Genomic DNA, 15788 nt, shown 5'->3' with positions numbered 1-15788 from the left:
TTGGGTTACGCTTTCGCGAAAGCGTACCTATAATCCTGTCATTTTAGCTTGACTTTAACGACCTATTGCCAGATTAACGTTTAATTTTATACAAAATCAAATTATGAAAAAGATAGTACTGGCATTTGCCTTTATAGGACTTCTCCAAAGTTGCAAAAGCAATGCCCAAGAAACTGAAAAAGTAGATTATCCTGTTCAAAAAACAGAAGCCGAGTGGAAAGCAGAACTCACGGCTGAACAATTTTATATCCTAAGAGAAGCGGGAACAGAGCGTCCATTTTCTAGCGAATTGAACAATATAAAGGAGCCTGGCACCTTTAAATGTGCGGGATGTGGCACGCCACTCTTTAAAACAGAGCACAAATTTAATAGTGGTACTGGATGGCCTAGTTTTGACCGCCCTATTGAAGGAAACGTAGCTTACGGTACTGACAATAAACTAGGCTACACGCGCAATGAGGAGCATTGTGCGACTTGTGGTGGGCATTTGGGGCACGTTTTTGACGATGGGCCACGAGCGACTACTGGTAAAAGACATTGTATTAATGGGGATGCGCTCATCTTTGTTCCCGAAAAATCAGAATAATATGAAAAGGTACCCCGTAGAAAAAACAGAAGAAGAATGGCTCAAGGAATTAGGGCCAGAGAAGTATCACATCCTTAGAGAGAAAGGTACGGAGCGTCCTTTTACTGGAACATACAATTTACACAAGGAAGATGGCGCCTATCATTGTGGTGCTTGTGACGCTCAATTGTTTAAAAGCACGACAAAGTTTGATAGTGGTTGCGGGTGGCCCAGCTTTGACAAATCTATTCCGGGAACTGTAGAGTATGTGCGAGACAGAACTCTAGGTATGGTTCGTACGGAAATTTTATGTGCTAATTGCGGTTCACATTTGGGTCACGTTTTTGACGACGGGCCTACTGATACCGGACAGCGCTATTGTGTAAATTCGCTCAGTATAGATTTTAAAAAGTAAGAATTCCTATAATTGGAAAAAGCCCGTAAACACTAAGTTTACGGGCTTTTTTTGTTACTGACGGAATGGTCAATCTCTTTTTAAGATTTCTGCCTCATCAGATAGGTTTGTGACCTTTACCTCTGGTTTTCCATAGAGGTAGAGTTGTGCTTTATCCTTTAAGTCTACATCCACATCCTTATCTGCAAAGATGTTGATATTTGTGCTTCCGCTTCCTACGATGGTTGCTACATCTGTGTTTAAGCCTTTTCCTTTAAACTCCGCGCTATCTTGAGAGTTTATGATGACTGCCATTGCGACTCCCTTAAGCTCAGCATCTACGCGTCCCGTTGCGTTATAATGGAAGGTTGCTGTGTTAATGTCCGCTTTCGCGAAAGCGTTATCCACCATATTCATTTCCAGTCGGTCACCTTTAAATTGAAAATCTGCGCGACTGTTATTTGAAATACTCATCGTGAGGCTATCTGCCTTCACATCCATCTCAAGCTCCGATCCTTCCTTAAGGTCAACCATCAGAGCATCTGTACGAATTGTAGACGTCGCCGAAAGTTTTGCCTTGTTAGAAAGCATAATTTTGTCCAGCGACTTCGTGTTTACTAGAATATCGAGCTTCTTACTGCGCGTGATTTTGTTTGAAGTATAAATGGATAGGATGCTATCTTTTACTTGAAAGATTACGCTATCCACTAGATTCTCATCTGTGAGCAACGTGTAACTTGAGGTAGCTCCCTGATTTATGGAAACTTCAAGCTCATCACCTACCTCAATGCCGTGAAAAGCATCTAAATCACCTCGAGTCTCAACAACTTCTTTATTCCCAGTAATCTTCCCTTTGCGTTGACCAAATACGGATACAGTTACCAATAAAAGGCTTATAAAAACTATTTTTTTCATATTCTAAAATTTAGGCAAATGTAGATTGGGTTTCAAATTTTATAACATATTTAATATCAATTTAACTACACGAGCATTTATAAAAAAAAGCTGTACAGTCCTAAACGAAAACAGCCTGCAAGTTGCAGGCTGTTTTAATATTAATTTTTCAGACGGTTATTCAAGGTCAATCAATCCTAAAACAACATTGATTTCACTCCCACCGTTTGCAAATCTTCCTTTTATATTTCCGAGTAAAACCGTTCCAGAATTTACGGCTATATTAGAAGTAACGGATGCTCCAGCATCATACTCTGTTCCTCCTACTGTGAGCTTTGCCTCTTCTATAACATTGTCACCTACTGCATCTATAGCAATCTTAAACTCGAATGTATCACCATTTGTAGCCGTTGCTACATACTCTCTATCTGTATCTACAGTTGTAACACTCACATCATTAAACGCATTTATTGCTCCATTAAAACGAAGGGCTACTATAGGAGCCACGTTGTCTATACGTCCGTTTGTGATTGTGATCTCATTTCCTTCTCCATCTCTCATAAGACCAGAAAAGAAGCCTCTAAAACGATTATCCACATTAAATACTAAGTTTGAACTGTATGCCATTCCTTCAACTACTGGAGTATATTCAACACCATCAAGAACTAATAGTTCATCCTGTATTGTGTTTTCGCCTGTTTGAAGTACTACGGCTCTAAAGAAAAATGTATCACCTGTATCCTCATCTCTAGCGAGAATATTCTGAGTTGTACCAGAAGTTGAAGTAACTTGAAGCGTATTAAAGTTTTTAAACTCACCATTAATGGTCATCTGTAATGGTCCTGGCTCTTCTGGTGGCGTACACTCTCCCAGAGACTGTATTGTTTCTAATAATGTTCCGTCTGGGTCGCCGCAGGCTGCAATTTGTGCTTCTAGCAAAGTTTTGTATGTGTTACAGGCTTGAACATAAGCATTCTCATCCAGCGGATCAACCATTGCAAACACTTCTTGTGCTTGAGTCGTGGCAGCCGTGGCGTTCTCACAATCATTGTCACAAGGAAGACCGTCAATAATAGCTTGTGCTACACCGCCAGCATCTCCACAAACTTCAATTTGAGCTTCTAAGGCAACTAGATATGCAAAACAAGCAGCTTGTTGGGATTCTTCGTCTGCATTTTCAAAGGTAATTCTTGCAGCTTCGGTTCTAGCTATGGCTTGTAAGCAAAGATTTGGTGCGCTACAATCTCCAAGACTGTTAAGCGTGTTTTGTAAAGAACCATCTGCGTCACCACATTCTAATATAAGAAAGTCGAGTAGTGTTGCATAAGCGATACAGGCTTCTGTGTAGGATTCTTCATCTGCAGTAGCAAAAGCTGCTTGTGCTGTTGCCAGTAAATCAAAATTTGTTGCACATTCCTCTGTCTGCACTTCTCCATCGTCTGTCCCATCTGTCCCGTCTGGCGTTGTAAAGAATTCCCCTGTTACAGGTTCGTTCTCACAGGATGTAAAAAAAGATGCCGTAAACACAGCTATAAAGAAGGTTAAGTAGGATAGTTTCTTCATCAGGATTTGGGTTATTTCGTGATTAAACGCAAACATAATCAAATTATTCTATTTGATTCGGTTAATTATTGAGAGTGGGCTTTGTAGTAACGGCAGTTTTCGCGAAAGCGTAAAGACTATTTCTTACCCTTTTTTTGCTTTCAACAACGTATTCTGCTCTTCCATAAGTTTTTCGATATTTGAGAGCAGTTCGATGTTTTTTGGAGTAGCTACCTCTTTGTTTTTGGGGTCTTCTGCCTTTGTTTTAAATCGATTTATGAATTTAATCACTACAAATATCGTGAGCGCAATAATCAGAAAATCTATAAGGACTTCTAACAGCTCCCCGTAACCTATGGCCACCTCACTTAAATCACCTGCTGCCTCTCGGAGGATATACTTTTTATCTGCCATATTTACACCATCTGTCATCAGAGAGAGCGGTGGCATCACTACTTTCTTAACAAGGGTGTTCACCACATTATTAAAGGCGGTACCGATAATGATACCCACCGCCATATCAATCATATTGCCTTTTATAGCAAAATCCTTAAACTCTTTTATGAAACCCATTTACAATACTACTTTTAAAATTAGGATATAATCTTACTTTATACAGCGTACAAAGTAAGGTGCTTATATTTTTAATTGCAAATTTAGTGAAGAGATACTACCCTTTCTATGATTTCAAATAACGGTCAAATTTTAAATATGGGGCAAATGCCCCATATATACATACAACAGACAACGTATCTTTAGCAATGATAAAATATTGATGATATGGGGATTAAAAGAAATTCAGAACGATTAATGGAAGCCAGAGCAGCTGTACTTCCTTCTACTATAAATTCCAGTAAGTTATCACTTCACAGACTCTATTCTAAATGCAAATCTCGCGGAATCGCCGTATGGAATGATGGTTTAGAATACGCCGAGTTTATACACGCCTTGTGGAATATGATGCTTACAAATGAGGAATTCCGTCCGGAAGCGCAAAAAATAGAGGAAGCCATTGGTACGGGAGACGCGATTCAGTTATTAAGTGATGTTTTTGCAGAGTCAAGAAAAAGTGTCTTAAACTAATTCCCATTTTAAGCTTTTCCCAGCTCCCATTTGACTCAGAAGTTGCATTCCTTTTTTAGAAACTTGTAAAATACGTGGATACCCGCCCGTAGTCTGACAGTCGTTACATAAAATAATTTGTGTTCCGCTGGGCGTTAATTGCACGGTACCCGGAAGTACTGGCGATGTTCTAATGGCTTTGAGCTTGTTGTCAAGTGGTTCTAAAATTTGTATCGCCATTCTATTCCAATTTTTAGAGATTGAAAAGATGGTATTTAATAGTTCTTCTCGCTGTGCAGTGGTCAAAGCTTCATACTCGGGACCTCGGAACACAGGAATAGTGGCAACGCCAATTTTTAGCCCAGTCACAGCCTTTTGGCTTCTTACCTTAGTAAACTTGCTGGTTCCGTAGTTCGACTTTCCGAGCGTTATTTGCTGGTTTTTGACAACAGTGGCCTGAGTTAAGGGTGCATAATAACTTCGGCTATTTAGTACTTTTTCTGTTTGTAATCCTCCAGCGATGCATAGATACGTTCGAATGCCTGGATGGATTTTTTTTATGGAGAGTATTTGGTTCGCTTTCGCGAAAGCGGTCTCCCCCACATCAATCGCAACTTCATCAAGAAACGCAGTTACCTGACTCCCAGTAAGTACAAAATGTGTTCCTGACTCAAACCGGATGGTAGGTCCGACGAGCGTAATCTCTAGCACAGCAGAGCCTTCTGGGTTATTCATAAGCTGGTTGCCCAAACGCATTGCCCTTTTATCTATAGCCCCGCTTTCTGGAACGCCAAGATGTGCATATCCCCTACGTCCCTCATCTTGAACAGTAGTGTAAATACCAGGTTGTAAGATGGTGATGGCTCCGCTCAAAATACTTTTACATTATAATTATAGATTCCGTTTTCCACTTGCCGCTTTATTTTCTGAAAAGTTGTGATACTAATTGCCTCAAATCTAATCTTATCTCCTGCTTTAAACGGAGAAGGCTCTTGTCTACGGACATCAAATAAATCTATTGGTGTACGACCTATAATATGCCACCCACCTGGGCTTTCTTGCGGATAAATTCCCGTATGATTGCCCCCTATGGCTACGCTTCCAGAGGTTACTTTAAGCCTGGGTGTTGCTTTACGAGGTGTAACTAATCGCTCATGTAGTCCATCGAGATAAAGGAATCCAGGTAAAAATCCTATGAAATAAATAAGGTACTCTGGAGCCGTATGCATCGCTATAAATTCCTTAACGGATAGTTGTTTCATCAATGCAAGTGCTTCAAGGTCTTCGCCATAACCTCTTCCATAACACACAGGAATGGTAAATAGTTTACGCCGGACAGTAGTCTCCACTTCAACAGTTTCTAGTAATTTCTTAATTTCAGATGCTGTAACAGTTGGAGATGGTTTCTTGAGCAACAACTCAGTATAAGTATGGACAACTTCACATTGTAACTGCTCTGAAAGATGTTTCTTAACAGCAATCATATAATGTAAGAGCTGTTCTGAGGGCGTTTCCTCCCATTGCAAAAGCGTACCTGTATCTCCCAGTGGCCTTATTTTAGGTACAGACGCTGTCATTAACAGATTTTGATATTTGACCTTTTTAAGGCTGTGGTCAATTTTTCCAGAATATATAGGGCTTGAGGATTGTCGCCGTGCACACATAATGTATCTAAATAAAACGGCAAAATATGCCCTTCTATAGTTACGAGTTTATTGGAAATCATTTGGAAGCAATGTTTAATGACGTCTGCAACATCATCCAGTACCGCTCCTTCAGTAGTACGAGATGCTAAGCTATAATCTTTATTATATGCACGGTCTGCAAATCCTTCCGTTAAGGTTTTTAATTTTCCTTGTGCCACGGTTGCTATGACCGATTTATAAGGTACGTAGAGCACTAAATTTTCGTCTATTTCAAGCACTGTTTCGACGATGAGCCTTGCTGTCTTTTCATCTCGCGCAGCTTTATTATAAAGTGCGCCGTGTGGTTTGATGTGGTGTAGTGGGGATTTGTACGCTTTCGCGAAAGCGGCAACCCGCTCCACCTGCTCCTTTATCGAAGCCTTTAAAGCCAGGTCCGAAATATCTATCTCTTTACGCCCAAAATTTGCTCGGTCTGGATAACTGGGGTGTGCTCCTATTTTTACACTATGTTTCATCGCCAAACAAATGACAGTTTCAATCGTCTTTTCATCTCCTGCGTGACCGCCACAAGCGATATTGCAGGAGGTTAAATACGGCATCAGTTGCGCCTCGTTGCCTATGCCTTCGCCCACATCACTATTTATGTCTATAGCCTTAATCATATCAAGCCTAATACTGAAAGAATACTGCGCAGGCCTAAACCGAATACAATAATCCAGATGATAATCCCGATGATGTTTTGGCTCGTTTTGTTCACATACTGACCCAGAAGATCTTCCTTGTTTGCAATCCAAATTAAATATCCTGCTATTATCGGGAGTAAAATTCCGTTAGCAATTTGCGCAAATTGAATAATAGCCACGGGCTTGTAGCCTAGCGAAGAAAAGACTACTCCAAGGATGAGAATTATTCCCCATACCAACCTAAATCTCGCCGATTTCAAATCTGCCTTCCACCCTAGACATCCTTGCACAACATAGGCTGCTGCCAGTGGTGCTGTTATTGCAGAGGTTAACCCGGCTGCTCCCAACCCGAGTCCCACAAAGTAGCGTGCATAGTCGCCAAAAAGTGGTTCTAAACTCTGAGCAAGATCTGCCGCATTTGTAATAGCGCTTCCCTCCATTGCTGCTGCACATATGATGATTGCCATAGAAACAAATCCTCCTAAAATTACTGCAACATATGTATCTCGACGTGCCGCGGTCAAATCTTTTGATCCTTGCCACTTCTCACTTACCAGCGATGCGTGCAAGAATAAATTATACGGAACTACCGTAGTTCCAACCAATGCGATTACAGATAAAATCCCATCCTTGGGAATAGAAGGAATGAGACTTCCTTTAAAAATCAAAGCTAGATCTGGTTTTGTGACAATTGCCGTAACTATAAAAGCGACACTCATCACAAGGACGAGGGCAACGAGCACTCTTTCTAAAAACTTATAATTCCCAATAAATAAAAGGACAGCCGCCAAAGCCCCTATCCCTACACTCCAAAAATTAAACTTACCACCCACAGAACCAGAAATTCCAAGTGCTTCGATTCCAAGAACACCACCACTTATATTTCCAGCTTCATAAGCTGCATTACCTATTGCAATAGCACTGAGAATAAGCACCACTGCTAGCAGTTTTCCTATCCTACTCGCACTATGTTCTCTAATAACAGCTGCAAGTCCTTTTCCAGTAACTAACCCGATGCGCGCTGCCATTTCCTGCAATACAATCGTGGCAATAATAGAAAGCACCATTGCCCACAATAAAACATAACCATATTGCGCTCCAGCTTTAGTACAAGCCGTAACTGTTCCTGGACCTATAAATGCTGCGGCGATAAGGACGCCAGGACCAGAGATTTTAAATGGGTTTTTCATTTTTGAATGTTACTTACACCTTATTTACTTTCTATTTTAGTCATAAGGTGATTATTTTACCCCAACCAGCCATCTCTATCCAGACTGCGATACTGTATCGCTTCAGAGATGTGAGTTCCCGTGACTTTGTCACTAGCATCCATATCTGCAATGGTACGGGCTACTTTTAGAATTCGGTCATACGCTCGCGCACTTAGGTTGAGACGTTCCATTGCCGTTTTAAGGAGTTCTTTGGAGGCTTCGTCCAAGGCACAATGCTTTCGGATTTGCTTTACACCCATCTGGGCATTGTAGTTTATGGTCTCGCTTTCGCGAAAGCGTTCTACCTGTATTTCCCGCGCTGCGGTCACACGCTTGCGTATCTCGACGCTAGACTCTGCCTTTGTCTCGTCACTCAGTTTCTCAAAAGGGACCGGTGTGACTTCTATGTGGATATCGATTCTGTCCAATAAAGGTCCACTTATCTTACTCAAATACCGCTGCATCTCTGCCGGCGAACTCGAAACAGGTGCATCTGGATCATTAAAATAACCACCCGGACTCGGGTTCATACTCGCTACGAGCATAAAACTGGAGGGATATGTAACGGTAAATCTGGCGCGAGAGATAGTCACTTCTCGGTCTTCCAGCGGTTGTCGCATTACTTCCAGAACGGAGCGTTTAAACTCTGGTAATTCGTCCAGAAAAAGTACACCATTATGAGACAAGGAAATTTCCCCAGGTTGCGGGTATGCCCCACCACCGACCAAAGCGACATCAGATATTGTATGATGCGGCGATCGGAATGGACGTTCACTCATTAAACCTTGGTTTTCCTTTACACGTCCTACGACGCTATGAATTTTTGTGGTCTCCAAAGCCTCTCGCAAGGACATAGGTGGTAAGATAGACGGCAATCGCTTACTCAGCATTGTTTTACCACTCCCTGGAGGGCCTATCAAGATAATATTGTGACCGCCTGCGGCTGCAATTTCCATACAGCGCTTTATGCTCTCCTGCCCTTTTACATCTGCAAAGTCAAATTCTGGATGTTCCAATCCTTTATAAAACTCCTCTCGAGTATCAATCACGGTGGGCTCAAGCGGTGTGCCCTCCTTAAAAAAAGCTATCACCTCACTAATATTTTCAATACCGTAAACATCAATATCGTTTACAATTGCGGCCTCTTTTGCATTCTGTTTTGGGAGTATAAAGCCTTTAAAGCCTTCTTCCCTTGCCTTTATGGCAATAGGGAGCGCACCTTTAATAGGCTGAAGCCCGCCGTCTAAAGACAACTCGCCCATTATAATGTATTTGTCTACATCTGGACCTTGTATTTGTCCTGTTGCGATGAGGATACCTATGGCAAGGGTCATATCATAGGCAGAGCCTTCCTTGCGGAGGTCTGCTGGAGACATATTAAGGATGATTTTCTTTCCTGGAATTTTGTAACCATTATTTTGAAGTGCGGCAGCAATACGATAACTACTTTCCTTTATGGCATTGTCTGGAAGTCCTACGAGATGATAGCCTACGCCTTTGTCGACATTAACTTCAACGGTAATTGTGGTGGCCTCCACCCCAAAAACAGCACTTCCAAAAACTTTTGTGAGCATATGTAAAATTTTATTAAATATAGAATTTCACATCCTATCCCAAAAACGAATCATTAATGAAATCTAGAAAAAAGGGGCAAACACCCAGTTTTTGCATCAAATTCGTCTAAAATGATATTGAAAAAGGGGTATTTACCCCTTTTGAGGATTTAAGAAACGACCTACATTTACAGTATCAAATCACAAGGTTTGTTTAGGTTAGTTTATTCAGAAACAAGAAATCATAGTTGGGGGACTATTTAGATTTCGGACTTTCTTAAGAATTTAGGGGTGAAAGGCATCCTTGCTTAGGCGGGGGTGTTTTTCTTTTTTACAGAAATTTACAATGCACGCACAGTATATTTTGCTCAATTTTAAATAATTAGCATTTCATTATTACAAGTAAAGAATTATCTTAGCAAGGTCTTTTCAAGAAGACATTTGATTGCAGTTTTAAGATTGTAATCATAAATTTAGGGGTGAAAGGCATCTCCGCATCTGCGGGGGTGTTTTTCTTTTTTAGGGCTTATCGTAAACAAAAAAGCGCATTTGAGATTTCCTCAAATGCGCTCTTATTGTTGAGTATGACTAATCTTAGTCCAAAATTCCCACTTGAATTTCAGACGCGTGGTACACTCTATGTGTTTGCTTTGTAAAGTCCTTTTCCTCTGCCTCAAATATGTTATCCACATACGATTGAGGATTTAAATCTATAAGCGGGAACCACGTGCTCTGAACCTGTATCATTATTTTGTGTCCTTTCTTAAAAGTATGCAGGACATCTTGTAATTTAATGTTTACAGCAGTTTTCTGGTTAGGTACAAAGGGTTTTGGGTCAGAAAAGCTTTCGCGAAAGCGTCCTCGCATCACTTCACTTCTCACCATCTGCTGGTATCCTGCCATTTGCATTCCTTCCTCGGTCTCCTCTGTATTAGGAACGTCATCTGGATAGACATCGATTACTTTTACAATCCAGTCTGCACTTGTGCCTGTGGTCTCGACCAGAAGTTTTGCGAGAATTTCTCCTGCTAGTGTCACATCACGCTCTAACACATCTGTCTCATAAACGAGAACATCATCGCGCTTTCCAGCAAATCGCTGGTCGTCGCTCATATATTTTCTGGGGGTAAACACCATCTTTTTGCCTTCGGCATAAGGAACTGGGTTTGCTGGATCACTTACAAACGTTTCTGCGCCATTTTCTTCTGGTAATGTCGTGGTCAGGTCATTATTATCGCCTAAGAAATAAGTGCGATTTTTAAGCTTTGCCGGTGGCCACGTGTCAAAAGACTCCCACTCTTTACTTCCTGAGTCAAAAATATGTGCCTCTGGAAGCTCTGTATCACCATCACCTTCTCCTTTAAGAAAGTGGTTAAAAAATTCCGTCTCAATGTCCTTCTGGAAATACTCTGAAATATTATCTCCAAAATATACATTACCCACAGCTTGTCTGTCTTTATTTCGCGCCCAGTCGCCGTGACTCCACGGGCCAAAAACAACGGTGTTGTAATTATCACTACGTGCTTCAATATTTTTATATGTTTCCCAAGGTCCGTATAAGTCCTCCGCATCATACAATCCACCTACCGTCATTACTGCTGGCTTGATATTTTCTAGGTGCTGGATGAGCCCTCGCGATTGCCAGAATTCATCATAATTAGGATGCTCCTTTAATTGTGTCCAGAATTCATTAGTTTCATCATAATATTTGTCCAGATTAGAAAGCGGACCCGTTTTTAAGAAAAAATCAAACTGGTCATCACTATCTAATTGAGGAAACTCATACCAAGCTTCTTTAGTAGGCGCATCTTTCTGATATCCAAAAACTGCCGTTGCGCGCCAGTAACTCAATAGGTACGCACCATTGTGATGAAAATCGTCAAAAAAGAAATCCCCTATACACGCTTGTGGCGATGAAGCTTTTAGCGCCGGATGTCCGCTCAATAGTGAATAGGTGGCATAAAACCCAGGATACGATATTCCCCACGTTCCCACGTTTCCATTATTATTTGAAACGTTCTTCACGAGCCAGTCTATTGTATCGTATGTATCACTCGCTTCGTCCACTTGGTCGCCCGTTTTATTCGGTATAAAAGCGCGCATATTATCATACTTTCCTTCACTCATCCAGCGACCGCGCACGTCTTGATACACCACGATATACCCCTCTTTCATCATATATTCATTAGGCCCAATTTTAGAGCGGAATTCATCCTCACCATACGGTCTGCAACTATACGGCGTGCGTTGCATAATGATAGGATATTCTTTTGTGGTATCCTTCGGCATATAGATGGTGGTGTGTAGTTTTACACCGTCACGCATCTCGATCTGCACCTCTTTCTTATCGTAATGTTCAGAAACTTCGTAGGTTGCTTCTTGTGCTTTTAAGTCCGCTTTCGCGAAAGCAAAAACAAAAAATATTCCGAGTACTCCAAAAAATTGCTTCATCTAGTTATTGTTAAATCGTGTAATTCCTTCTTTGAGCCATTGCTCATATATCTTGATATCTGGCGTGTAACCTACAGGTTTATTGAGTTTTTTTCCATCGTGATCTAAAAGTACGTAATATGGCTGAGCATTTAAACCATAGTGCTTTATCTGAAAATCACTCCACTTATTTCCCACCGTCTTAATACGTTTTCCAGTAGTCTCACTTATGTATTGCTCATCTTTAGGCAACACATCACGCTTATCTGCATAGAGCGAAATTAACACTACATCATTACGCAGAATATTCAGAATTTTTGGGTCAGACCAAACCAACTCTTCCATCCTACGACAATTTACACAAGCAACTCCGGTAAAATCAAGGAAGACTGCTTTGTTCTCTTTTTTTGCATATTCCATTCCCGCTTCATAATCTGTAAAAGACAATAGGTCGTGAGGTCCTACCTCTGCATCATCTGGAAATTCTTCGTCACCCTTCATTATGCCGTTCTCGCCACCTCCTACTCCATAAGGGGATTCGCTATAATTCATAGGTGGTGGGAAACCACTTATCAACTTAAGAGGAGCGCCCCACAATCCTGGAATGAGATAAACGACAAAGGTTAACGTTACCAGTCCAAGCAACAATCTCCCTACCGAAATGTGGTGCATCTCGCTATCGTGTGGTAACTTAATTCCGCCAAATAAGTATATCGCAAGTCCAGTCATTACTGCGATGATGATGGCGATAAAAAGCTCTCTTTCTAGGAAGTGAGCTTGTAGCACAAGATCTGCATTCGACAAGAATTTGAAAGCCAAAGCAAGTTCTATAAATCCTAAAATAACCTTTACAGAATTGAGCCACCCGCCTGATTTTGGTAAAGACTTCATCCAAGCTGGAAACATTGCAAATAATGCAAACGGTATTGCAATGGCGCTAGAAAAACCGAGCATACCTATAATAGGAGCAATACCACCTTGAGAAGAAGCTTGAACCAGTGTGGTTCCCACAATAGGTCCAGTACAGCTAAAACTTACAATCGCCAAGGCAAGCGCCATAAAAAAGATACCTACAAGACCCCCGCGGTCTGCCTGACGGTCTACTTTATTTGCCCACGAGTTAGGCAACTGAATCTCAAAAGCCCCAAAAAAGGATATGGCAAAAATCACCAGAATCACAAAGAAAATAAGGTTAAACGCCACACTCGTGGAGAGTGCATTGAGCGCATCTGCCCCAAAAATCGCCACAACTGTAAGTCCCAGAACTACGTAAATAAGAATGATACTGAGTCCATAAAAAATAGCATTGCGTATTCCTTTTGCTCTTGATTTACTTTGTTTTGTAAAGAATCCTACGGTCATAGGAATCATCGGGAAAACGCAGGGCGTAAGTAAAGCGACCAGACCACCACCGAAGGCAAGAAAGAATATTGTCCACAAACCTTTGTTTTCGTCTTCCTCAAAATCATCATCTACTGTTGTTGTGGTTGCTTCATCTTTTTCATTTGCATCTTCACTCACATAATTCTCAAAAGGCTCATATTTTCTAAAAACGAAACCTGCCTTTTTCTTAAGATCGTGCACGATATAAAAGTCCTGCTGGATGCACACCTCTTTACATACTTGATACGTAATTACAGATTTAATAACAGAAACCGTTGGGTCTAAAAGGATAATGCGCTGTGTTGTTTTGGGGTTATATCCTTTTAAAAAAGTCTCATATTCCTCAAAAACCTCGCTGTAAGCAGTTTCTGTCTCACCCTCGTTTACCGAATCTTTAAGGGTATAACGTTCTTCCCTATTTTGAAATTCATAGGAGAAAGGCATTCCTGCTTTAGTAGTCTGACTATAGATATGCCAGTCCTTTTCGATTTCAGCCTCATAGTGCAATACAAATTCTGTGTCACTCACTTTCTCAACAGAAGCCGTCCAAGAAACCGGGTCAAAAGTAGGCGTACCACCTCCGAAAACTTGAGCGTTACTTGCCGTGACGAGCAACAATAAAAAAGGTATGAATAGGATTTTAATGCGTTGTATCATTATATGTAATTAGTAGTCGTTGGGTTGTATTTTTTGTAATCTTAAATCGGTCGTCTGCTCTTTGGTTTATAATCCAGACGATATCGTCGCCAGCACATAATAACCAAATTTTCTCCTTTTCAATCAAAGATAGCTTTTCATCTTTAAAATATTTACTCAGTTTCTTGCGTCCATCCATCCCAAAAGGTTGAAAACTATCTCCCTCTTTCCACCTGCGAACCGTTAGCGGAAAATGTAAAAGACTCTCATCAACAATAATTGAATTGCGCCCGGCAACCTCATCACTTTTGGTAATTTCTTTATGCAAAACACCCGAGGGCAATTCTTGTTGCGCTTCATTTTCTTCCCATAAAAAATACGCTTCAGTACTTTCTTCTTGAATGGGAAGTAGCAATAAACGTGTTCGGTCTTTCAACAAGCGATGCGTCGCCGAAAAAACTTGCTTTCCCGTTTGCCCGTCCATCAATGCACTTATGTCGTCCCAAGCTGTAAAACCATACATATTAAGGAGTGCATAAAGTACAGCTTCTGGAGCAGGGTGAGATTGTATTCCTTTAATATCTATACTTACCCCAGCGGTTACGTTATTTAGAAGATACGGTTGGGTAAATTTTACCTTTAATTCCTGAGTATAAACTGATAATAATTGTTGTGCCTGTTTGAGATGCTCCTGTGTTTTTGAGGCACCTTGCAAGAAATTAGAAATTCCATCTTCTAATGCTGGAATCGCGTGATGACGCAAGTGATTGCGCAAATAATCGTCAGAGGCATTACTTCTGTCTTCTCGCCACGCTATATTATGCGAAGTGGCGTAGTCTTTTATACGCTTTCGCGAAAAAGGCAACAACACCCTTACCGTCTTTCCATTGACTTCTGGAATTCCTGTAAGACCGTCTATTCCCGTGCCACGCCCCATATTGATGAGCATCGTTTCAAGACTGTCATTTGCGTGATGCGCGGTTAATAAGTAGTCGTATCCTTCGGCGTCCAGGAGATGGTCGAACCATTCATATCGTAAGTTTCTAGCGGTAATTTGGGTGGAAGTTTTATTTGCTTTCGCGAACCTGCCTGTCCGGCAGGCAGGAGCGGAAGTATCAAACCTTTTAACGTAGAAAGGTATGTTGTGCCCACTCGCATATTCCCGCACAAAAGCTTCATCCCCATCACTCTCCTCTCCCCGAAGCATAAAATTACAATGTGCAATTCCTATATCTAGCCCAAGATTATGACACAAGTGTGTGAGCACCGTACTGTCTAGCCCACCACTTACGGCAAGTAAAATTTTGCTTTTAAAAAGAAACGGGAAGTGCTCCCTGATATGTTTTTCAAAATGAGCCTTCACAAGAGTGTTTTAAGGCTATACGCGCCCTTTGAGGGCATTAAAAACCCAAGCATTTGCTAGAAACCCAATCCCTACTGAGGCAAAGCCCCAGCCCGCAGTCTCATTATACCTAAAAGCACCAAGACCAATAAGTCCAAGTCCAACAATGATCATTATCGTAGTTGCCCAAGCGAGCACCGTATTTTTATTCATTCCCATAGAATTCTATATTTTGCATCGGTCGTTCCCAGCTTCATCTCCTTGCAAATACCGATATCGTCAATTACAAATATCGTGTAAATTCTAGAAATGAATGGATGGGCATACTATAAGGTTTTCGTAAATTCGGGGCTGGTAATGATTTGCTTCAAATATTGCACATATTTAGTTCTCATTGTTACCGAAAATTACGGCGTTTAAGATTTAAGATTCGCACAAAAGACATTA

The 15788-nt window shown here is 41.1% G+C and carries 15 protein-coding genes; 3 read left to right on the top strand and 12 right to left on the bottom strand.

Annotated features, from left to right (window positions below; translation table 11 throughout):
* The first annotated feature begins 103 nt into the window (after positions 1–103).
* Both msrB (EAX61_RS12755) and msrB (EAX61_RS12750) read left to right on the top strand, forming a co-directional pair.
* The gene (gene msrB / locus EAX61_RS12755; RefSeq protein WP_121918086.1) at positions 104–586 is read left to right on the top strand and encodes a peptide-methionine (R)-S-oxide reductase MsrB; all 483 of its coding nucleotides are present in this window, start codon (positions 104–106) and stop codon (positions 584–586) included.
* A gap of 1 nt (position 587) precedes the next feature.
* Positions 588–980: a peptide-methionine (R)-S-oxide reductase MsrB gene (gene msrB / locus EAX61_RS12750; RefSeq protein WP_121918085.1), complete on the top strand. Its 393-nt coding sequence runs from the start codon at positions 588–590 to the stop codon at positions 978–980.
* Between the two features lie 69 nt (positions 981–1049).
* Here msrB (EAX61_RS12750) and EAX61_RS12745 read toward each other — a convergent pair whose 3' ends face one another.
* The 3 genes from EAX61_RS12745 to mscL form a co-directional block, all read right to left on the bottom strand.
* On the bottom strand, positions 1050–1874 hold the full coding sequence (locus EAX61_RS12745; protein WP_121918084.1) for a GIN domain-containing protein: 825 nt from the start codon (positions 1872–1874) through the stop codon (positions 1050–1052).
* A gap of 156 nt (positions 1875–2030) precedes the next feature.
* Entirely contained in the window at positions 2031–3416 is a 1386-nt protein-coding gene (locus EAX61_RS12740; protein WP_147448375.1) for a hypothetical protein, read from the bottom strand.
* 123 nt (positions 3417–3539) lie between these two features.
* A complete protein-coding gene (mscL, locus tag EAX61_RS12735) occupies positions 3540–3968 on the bottom strand; it encodes a large-conductance mechanosensitive channel protein MscL (RefSeq protein WP_121918082.1) in 429 nt (142 codons plus the stop codon).
* 207 nt (positions 3969–4175) lie between these two features.
* On the opposite strand from mscL, the gene EAX61_RS12730 reads away from it, so the two are divergent.
* Entirely contained in the window at positions 4176–4478 is a 303-nt protein-coding gene (locus EAX61_RS12730) for a hypothetical protein (RefSeq protein ID WP_147448374.1), read from the top strand.
* Here the strand turns inward: EAX61_RS12730 and EAX61_RS12725 are convergent.
* The 9 genes from EAX61_RS12725 to EAX61_RS12685 all read right to left on the bottom strand — a co-directional run bounded on the left by EAX61_RS12725 (position 4470) and on the right by EAX61_RS12685 (position 15560).
* Positions 4470–5330: a 5-oxoprolinase subunit C family protein gene (locus EAX61_RS12725; RefSeq protein ID WP_121918080.1), complete on the bottom strand. Its 861-nt coding sequence runs from the start codon at positions 5328–5330 to the stop codon at positions 4470–4472. The genes EAX61_RS12730 and EAX61_RS12725 overlap by 9 nt on opposite strands.
* A complete protein-coding gene (gene pxpB, locus EAX61_RS12720; protein ID WP_161555231.1) occupies positions 5327–6034 on the bottom strand; it encodes a 5-oxoprolinase subunit PxpB in 708 nt (235 codons plus the stop codon). The genes EAX61_RS12725 and pxpB overlap by 4 nt, the downstream gene beginning before the upstream one ends.
* Entirely contained in the window at positions 6034–6765 is a 732-nt protein-coding gene (pxpA, locus tag EAX61_RS12715; RefSeq protein ID WP_201739457.1) for a 5-oxoprolinase subunit PxpA, read from the bottom strand. The genes pxpB and pxpA overlap by 1 nt, the downstream gene beginning before the upstream one ends.
* Entirely contained in the window at positions 6762–7976 is a 1215-nt protein-coding gene (locus EAX61_RS12710; RefSeq protein ID WP_121918078.1) for an Nramp family divalent metal transporter, read from the bottom strand. The genes pxpA and EAX61_RS12710 overlap by 4 nt, the downstream gene beginning before the upstream one ends.
* A 56-nt stretch (positions 7977–8032) precedes the next feature.
* Positions 8033–9571, bottom strand: a complete 1539-nt coding sequence (locus tag EAX61_RS12705) for a YifB family Mg chelatase-like AAA ATPase (RefSeq protein WP_121918077.1) — start codon at positions 9569–9571, stop codon at positions 8033–8035.
* Positions 9572–10144: 573 nt separating this feature from the next.
* Positions 10145–12001, bottom strand: coding sequence for a CocE/NonD family hydrolase (locus EAX61_RS12700; RefSeq protein WP_121918076.1), 1857 nt, complete (start codon positions 11999–12001; stop codon positions 10145–10147).
* Complete coding sequence (locus EAX61_RS12695) at positions 12002–14020, bottom strand: protein-disulfide reductase DsbD family protein (RefSeq protein ID WP_121918075.1); 2019 nt, start codon at positions 14018–14020, stop codon at positions 12002–12004. It abuts the gene before it with no gap.
* Entirely contained in the window at positions 14004–15362 is a 1359-nt protein-coding gene (gene tilS / locus EAX61_RS12690; protein ID WP_121918074.1) for a tRNA lysidine(34) synthetase TilS, read from the bottom strand. The genes EAX61_RS12695 and tilS overlap by 17 nt, the downstream gene beginning before the upstream one ends.
* Positions 15363–15377: 15 nt before the next feature.
* A complete protein-coding gene (locus tag EAX61_RS12685) occupies positions 15378–15560 on the bottom strand; it encodes a CAL67264 family membrane protein (protein WP_121918073.1) in 183 nt (60 codons plus the stop codon).
* Positions 15561–15788 lie beyond the last annotated feature (228 nt).

The organism is Dokdonia sinensis (assembly GCF_003688895.1).
Classification (GTDB): Bacteria; Bacteroidota; Bacteroidia; order Flavobacteriales; family Flavobacteriaceae; genus Dokdonia; species Dokdonia sinensis.
This window is presented reverse-complemented; position numbering and strand designations above follow the sequence as displayed.

Excerpts from the sequence above, each read along its gene's own strand:
- mscL (WP_121918082.1), bottom strand. The coding sequence starts at position 3,968 with ATGGGTTTCATAAAAGAGTTTAAGGATTTTGCTATAAAAGGCAATATG.
- msrB (WP_121918086.1), top strand. The coding sequence starts at position 104 with ATGAAAAAGATAGTACTGGCATTTGCCTTTATAGGACTTCTCCAAAGT.
- EAX61_RS12730 (WP_147448374.1), top strand. The coding sequence starts at position 4,176 with ATGGGGATTAAAAGAAATTCAGAACGATTAATGGAAGCCAGAGCAGCT.
- EAX61_RS12685 (WP_121918073.1), bottom strand. The coding sequence starts at position 15,560 with ATGGGAATGAATAAAAATACGGTGCTCGCTTGGGCAACTACGATAATG.
- pxpB (WP_161555231.1), bottom strand. The coding sequence starts at position 6,034 with ATGACAGCGTCTGTACCTAAAATAAGGCCACTGGGAGATACAGGTACG.
- msrB (WP_121918085.1), top strand. The coding sequence starts at position 588 with ATGAAAAGGTACCCCGTAGAAAAAACAGAAGAAGAATGGCTCAAGGAA.
- pxpA (WP_201739457.1), bottom strand. The coding sequence starts at position 6,765 with ATGATTAAGGCTATAGACATAAATAGTGATGTGGGCGAAGGCATAGGC.
- EAX61_RS12710 (WP_121918078.1), bottom strand. The coding sequence starts at position 7,976 with ATGAAAAACCCATTTAAAATCTCTGGTCCTGGCGTCCTTATCGCCGCA.
- EAX61_RS12700 (WP_121918076.1), bottom strand. The coding sequence starts at position 12,001 with ATGAAGCAATTTTTTGGAGTACTCGGAATATTTTTTGTTTTTGCTTTC.
- EAX61_RS12740 (WP_147448375.1), bottom strand. The coding sequence starts at position 3,416 with ATGAAGAAACTATCCTACTTAACCTTCTTTATAGCTGTGTTTACGGCA.
- EAX61_RS12695 (WP_121918075.1), bottom strand. The coding sequence starts at position 14,020 with ATGATACAACGCATTAAAATCCTATTCATACCTTTTTTATTGTTGCTC.
- EAX61_RS12705 (WP_121918077.1), bottom strand. The coding sequence starts at position 9,571 with ATGCTCACAAAAGTTTTTGGAAGTGCTGTTTTTGGGGTGGAGGCCACC.
- EAX61_RS12745 (WP_121918084.1), bottom strand. The coding sequence starts at position 1,874 with ATGAAAAAAATAGTTTTTATAAGCCTTTTATTGGTAACTGTATCCGTA.